We start from the raw sequence: 6,089 nt of genomic DNA on the forward strand, positions 1-6,089 counted from the left end.
GTTCTGTTTCACGGTCGAGGTGAGCTCTTCCATGCTGGATGCGGTCTCTTCCAGCGACGCCGCCTGTTGCTCGGTGCGCGACGACAGATCCATGTTGCCGGCGGCGATTTCCTTGGCGCCGGTGTCGATGGAGTCGGTGCCGGCGCGAATGCCGCCGATCACCGACGACAATCTCTCGCGCATCACGCTCATTTCATACAGCAGGCTGGTTTTGTCTCCCGCCCGCGTCTTGATTGCCATGGTCAGGTCGCCGGACGCAATGCGCGACGCCACGCCGACTGCATACGCCGGCTCACCGCCGAGGCTGCGCGTGATGTTGCGGATGATCGCCAGCATCATCGCCGACACCGCAACGCCGATCACGACCAGGATGCCGGCCAGCTTCAGCAAGTTCTTGTAGAAATCGCTTTCGACGTCATTGAGGAATACGCCCGACACCAACAGCCAGTCCCAGGGTTGGTAGTAGATCAGATAGCTGACTTTCTGCGTGCGATTGGTATCGTCGGCGCCCGGCAGGCGTCCCATGTAATTGACGTAGCCGCGCTGCTGCGCCTTGCCGACCTTGACCATTTCGACGTAGTACAGCTTGCCGTCGCTGTCCTTGCGGTCGCCGACGTTCTTGCCGACCACGCTCTTGTTGGTCGGGTGCATCAGCACCACCGGTTTGGAATCGAAGACGAAGATGTAGTTGTCGTTGTCGTAACGCATCGCCGCGATGCGTTCCAGCGCCTGCTTCTGGGCGTCTGCCAGCGAGGTCTTGCCGGCGGCGACTTCGGCCGCGTAACTCTTGAGAATGCCTTCAGCAGTTTCGACGACGCGCTTGAGTCCGGCCTCGCGTTCGTTGATCATGTTTTGCCGGGTGTTGAGCGCCGACCACGCCGCCAGCACCAAGAGGCCAATCCACATGACGACCAGCGCCAGCAGAAGTTTCGCCTTCAATGTTTTCATACTTGCAACTCCGTTCGTTCCAGATTTGGGGGAGATTTATTCTTGGACTGCGAACGATAACTTACTTTGCAGCAAGCACATCTTGCGAACAGCGTGGTTTCCCGGCTGCGATTGTTCAATTTGCTGCATTGCGGCGACGCTGCTTCCCCTGCCCATCTTCCCCGCAACAATCAGTATAATGTCGGCCTACCCCACCCTCGCTACGCGCCGCCGTGAATCCATTGTGAATCCATTACTCGACAAGCTGCAGCCTTACCCCTTCGAAAAACTGAAGAACCTGTTTTCCGACGTCACGCCCAATCCGGACTATCGCCACATCAGCCTGGGCATCGGCGAACCCAAGCATCCGACTCCGGCCTTCATCCAGCAGGCGCTGATCGACAACCTGGCCGGCCTGGCCTCCTACCCGGCCACCCTGGGCAGCGACGCCCTGCGCGGTGCGATTGCAGACTGGCTGCAGAAACGTTATGACATCCCGCGTCCTGACCCGGCTACCGAGATCCTGCCGGTCAATGGTTCGCGCGAGGCGCTGTTCTCGCTGACGCAAACGGTGGTCGACCCATCGCAAAAAGATGCGCTGGTGATTTGCCCCAATCCGTTCTATCAAATCTACGAAGGCTCGGCCTACTTGTCAGGCGCGCAACCTTATTTCGTCAATTCCGATCCGGCGCGCAATTTCGCGCCCGATTTCAGCCAGGTGCCGGACGATATCTGGCCGCGCGTCAAGCTGCTGTTCCTGTGCTCTCCGGGCAATCCGACCGGCGCCGTGCTGTCGCTGGATGACTGGAAGAAACTGTTCGAACTCTCCGACCGCTACGGCTTCGTGATCGCCTCCGATGAATGCTATTCGGAAATCTATTTCAAGGAAGAAGCCCCGTTGGGCGGCCTTGAAGCGGCGCACAAGCTGGGCCGCGGCTACGATCGCCTGATCGCCTTCTCGAGCCTGTCGAAGCGCTCCAACGTGCCCGGCATGCGTTCGGGCTTCGTGGCCGGCGATGCCGCGATCCTGAAGAAATTCCTGCTGGCGCCATGAGTCCATCCATCCAGAACGCCTCGATTGCCGCCTGGAACGATGAGACCCACGTGCAGGAAAACCGCGCCAAATACATCAAGAAATTCGGCCAGGTGACGCCGCTGTTGCAGGAAGTGCTGGACGTATCCCTGCCGGATGCCGGCTTTTACCTGTGGGCCAGGGTCGATAAACTGACCTCGATCAGCGACACCGAATACGCCAAGCGCCTCTATGCCGAATATAATGTCACGGTATTGCCCGGCAGTTACCTGGCGCGCGAAGCCAACGGCGTCAATCCGGGCCAGCAGCGCATCCGCATGGCGCTGGTCGCCGAAGTGGAAGAATGCCTGGAAGCGGCGCAACGCATTGTCGCTTTCACACGCAAACTGGCGGCCGCATAAGATTTTCCAGCACCTCTGCCATCCCGGGCGCGGTTCCCATTGAGCACCTCAGCATCAAGGAAACCACCGCCCGGTTTTTATTCATTTTCAACCTAGATAAAACAAGATGACTCAATCCATCCAGCAAATCATCGATCAGGCGTGGGAAGACCGCGCCAGCCTGTCGCCGAAGACCGCACCGGCCGATATCCGCAACGCCGTGGCGGAAGTCATCGCCGGCCTGAACGCAGGCACATTGCGCGTGGCGGATCGCCAAAGCGTCGGCCAATGGCAAGTCAACCAATGGGTCAAGAAAGCCATCCTGCTGTCGTTCCGCCTGGAAGACAACGTCCCGGTCGGCTCCGGCATTCCCGGCTATCCGCAGTTCTACGACAAGGTCCCGACCAAGTTCGCCAACTACACCGCTGAAGATTTCGCCAAGGGCGGCTTCCGCGTGGTGCCGCCGGCAGTTGCCCGCCACGGCTCCTTCATCGGCAAGAACGTCGTGCTGATGCCGTCCTACGTCAACATCGGCGCTTACGTCGATGAAGGCGCGATGGTCGACACATGGGCCACCGTCGGTTCCGCCGCGCAAATCGGCAAGAACGTCCACCTGTCCGGCGGCGTCGGCATCGGCGGCGTGCTCGAGCCGGTGCAAGCCGGTCCGGTCATCATCGAAGACAACTGCTTCATCGGCGCCCGTTCGGAAGTCGTTGAAGGCGTGATCATCGAAGAAAACTCGGTGCTGTCGATGGGCGTGTATATCGGCCAGTCGACCAAGATCTACGATCGTGAAACCGGCGAAGTGCATTACGGCCGCGTCCCGGCCGGCTCCGTCGTGGTCCCGGGCAACCTGCCGTCGAAGGATGGCAAGTACAGCCTGTACGCCGCGATCATCGTCAAGAAGGTCGATGCACAAACCCGTTCGAAGACCTCGATCAACGAACTGCTGCGCGGCGCCTGATCAGCATCACGGCGCGTGCCGGCAATGTCGTTTGCAGCAAACCAAGAGATATGGCCGGCATGCATGACGCCGGCCTTCACTTTTTGTAAAACAGGATGTTGATTTCATGAGCAAGCAAGTCACTCTCTACGGTATCCCCAACTGCGACACGGTCAAGAAGGCGCGCACCTGGCTCGACGCCAACGGCATCGCGTACACCTTCCACGATTTCAAGAAGGCAGGCCTGGATGCCGGTCTGGTGAAAACCTGGCTCAAGGATATTCCCTGGGACACGCTGGTCAATCGCAAAGGCACGACCTGGCGCGGCCTGTCCGACGAACGCAAGGCGAGCATCACCGACAACGCCAGCGCCACGGCACTGATCGTCGAGCTGCCGTCCATCGTCAAGCGTCCGGTGCTGCAAACCGGTGAAGCGCCCACGCACGTCGGTTTTACCGCAGACCTTTATCAACAGATTTTCAAGAACTGATTTCAAGAATTCACCATGAGCAAAACCCTTGCCCTGACCCAGGAACTGATCGCCCTCTCCTCCGTAACACCGGAAGACAAAGGCTGCCAGGCACGCCTGGCTGAACTGCTGGCGCCGCTCGGCTTCGTTTGCGAAACCATCCAGTCCGGCGACGTCACCAACCTATGGGCGCGCAAGGGCACCGCGCAGCCGCTGCTGGCATTTGCGGGACACACCGACGTGGTGCCGACCGGCCCGGTCGACAAGTGGCAATCGCCGCCGTTCGTGCCGACACAACGCGACGGCAAGCTGTTCGGGCGCGGCGCGTCCGACATGAAGACCTCGATTGCAGCGATGGTTGTCGCCGTGGAAGAATTCGTCGCCGCGCATCCCGACCACAAGGGCTCGATCGGCTTCCTGATCACCAGCGATGAAGAAGGACCGGCCACCGACGGCACCGTGATCGTCTGCAACCAACTGAAGGCGCGCGGCGAACAGCTCGATTACTGCATCGTCGGCGAACCGACATCGGCCAAACAGCTCGGCGACATGATCAAGAACGGCCGCCGCGGCACCATGTCCGGCAAACTCACGGTCAAGGGTATCCAGGGTCACATCGCCTATCCGCAACTGGCGAAGAATCCTATCCACCTGGCGGCGCCGGCGCTGGCCGAACTCGTCGCCGAGAAATGGGACGAAGGCAACGAATACTACCTGCCGACCTCGTGGCAGATATCGAATATCCATGGCGGCACCGGCGCGTCGAACGTGATCCCGGGCGATGTCGTGATCGACTTCAACTTCCGTTTCTCAACAGCCAGTACGGTCGATGGCCTGCAACAACGCGTGCATGCGATCCTCGACAAGCACGGCTTTGACTACGACCTCAAGTGGACCGTTGGCGGCCTGCCGTTCCTGACGCCGCGCGGCAACCTGAGCGACGCGTTGGCCTCGGCAATCAAGGCCGAGACCGGCCTCGACACCGAACTGTCGACCACCGGCGGCACCTCCGACGGACGCTTCATCGCGCAGATCTGTCCGCAGGTGATCGAGTTCGGACCGCCCAACGACAGCATTCACAAGATCGACGAATACATCGAAGTGCGCTACATCGATCCGCTAAAGAACATCTATCGCCGCACCATGGAAAACCTGTTGCTATAGTCCCGCAGCGGACTCAACCAGCCGGACCCCATTCATTATGTACAGACCGAGAATATCGATCATGACGCCAAACAATTTCGCCACCGTGCGCGACATCCTGCGCTACGCCATCACCAGCTTCAATACCGAGAAGCTGTTCTTCGGCCACGGCACCAACAACGCCTTCGATGAAGCCGCCTACCTGATCCTGCATACGCTGAAACTGCCGCTGGACCAGCTCGAGCCGTTCCTCGACGCGCGCCTGCTGCAAGGCGAGATCGACAATCTGCTGCGCGTGATCATGCGCCGCACCGAAGATCGCGTGCCGGCCGCCTACATCACCAATGAAGCCTGGCTGGGCGGCTATCGCTTTTTCGTCGATGAACGCGTGATCGTGCCGCGTTCGTTCATTGCCGAACTGATTCCTGAGCATTTCTCGCCGTGGGTGCAGGATCCTGCCCAAGTCGAAAACATCCTCGACCTGTGCACCGGTTCCGGCTGCCTGCCGATCCTGCTGGCCGATGCCTTCCCGCAGGCGCGCGTGGAAGCTGTCGACATTTCGCCGGAAGCGCTGCAAGTGGCGCGCCGCAACGTCGACGACTACGAGCTGGGCGATCGCATCAACCTGGTCGAGTCCGATCTTTACACCAAACTGCCGGCGCGCAAGTACGACCTGATCATCAGCAATCCGCCGTACGTCAATGCCGACTCGATGAGCAAGTTGCCGCAGGAATACCTGCAGGAGCCGCAAATCGCGCTGGCAGGCGGCAAGGACGGCATGGATCTGGTGCGCAAGATCGTCAAGGGCGCCGCACAACGCCTGACGCCGAACGGCGTACTGATCGTCGAGATCGGCAACGAACGCGCCTACGCCGAAGCCGCCTTCCCCGACCTGGAACTGACCTGGGTGACGACCAGCGCCGGCGACGACATGGTGTTCCTCGTGACGGCTGATCAATTGCAGCACCTCGCCTGATTTCTTGCGTCGCTTCAAGTTTTGTTTCTCCGCTTCGTTTTAACCTGATTTTTTCTCTTTGATTGCAGTTTTCCGATGATTCGTTTTCAGCAAGTTACCCTGGCCCGCGGCGTTAAACCCTTGCTGGAGAATGTCGATGTCACCCTCAACCCGGGCGACAAGATCGGCCTCATCGGCGCCCGAAGATCGCGTGCCGGCCGCCTACATCACCAATGAAG

Annotated in this window: 5 protein-coding genes and 1 pseudogene; 5 read left to right on the top strand and 1 reads right to left on the bottom strand. The window is 59.9% G+C overall.

Annotated features, from left to right (window positions below):
* Window positions 1-948 (bottom strand): cache domain-containing protein (locus HLUSI_RS0103305; protein WP_016832611.1); only part of this gene is annotated, 948 nt, incomplete at its 3' end.
* 223 nt (window positions 949-1,171) lie between these two features.
* Here HLUSI_RS0103305 and dapC point away from each other — a divergent pair.
* The 5 genes and pseudogenes from dapC to prmB all read left to right on the top strand — a co-directional run bounded on the left by dapC (window position 1,172) and on the right by prmB (window position 5,871).
* Window positions 1,172-2,361: pseudogene (gene dapC / locus HLUSI_RS26775) on the top strand (succinyldiaminopimelate transaminase).
* A 106-nt stretch (window positions 2,362-2,467) separates the two neighbouring features.
* The gene (dapD, locus tag HLUSI_RS0103315) at window positions 2,468-3,304 is read left to right on the top strand and encodes a 2,3,4,5-tetrahydropyridine-2,6-dicarboxylate N-succinyltransferase (RefSeq protein WP_016832612.1); all 837 of its coding nucleotides are present in this window, start codon (window positions 2,468-2,470) and stop codon (window positions 3,302-3,304) included.
* Window positions 3,305-3,410: 106 nt separating this feature from the next.
* Window positions 3,411-3,773, top strand: a complete 363-nt coding sequence (locus HLUSI_RS0103320) for an ArsC family reductase (protein WP_016832613.1) — start codon at window positions 3,411-3,413, stop codon at window positions 3,771-3,773.
* A gap of 15 nt (window positions 3,774-3,788) precedes the next feature.
* Entirely contained in the window at window positions 3,789-4,916 is a 1,128-nt protein-coding gene (dapE, locus tag HLUSI_RS0103325) for a succinyl-diaminopimelate desuccinylase (RefSeq protein WP_016832614.1), read from the top strand.
* Window positions 4,917-4,977: 61 nt separating this feature from the next.
* A complete protein-coding gene (gene prmB / locus HLUSI_RS0103330; RefSeq protein ID WP_016832615.1) occupies window positions 4,978-5,871 on the top strand; it encodes a 50S ribosomal protein L3 N(5)-glutamine methyltransferase in 894 nt (297 codons plus the stop codon).
* Window positions 5,872-6,089 lie beyond the last annotated feature (218 nt).

The organism is Herbaspirillum lusitanum P6-12, assembly GCF_000256565.1.
GTDB classification, from domain to species: domain Bacteria; phylum Pseudomonadota; class Gammaproteobacteria; order Burkholderiales; family Burkholderiaceae_D; genus Herbaspirillum; species Herbaspirillum lusitanum.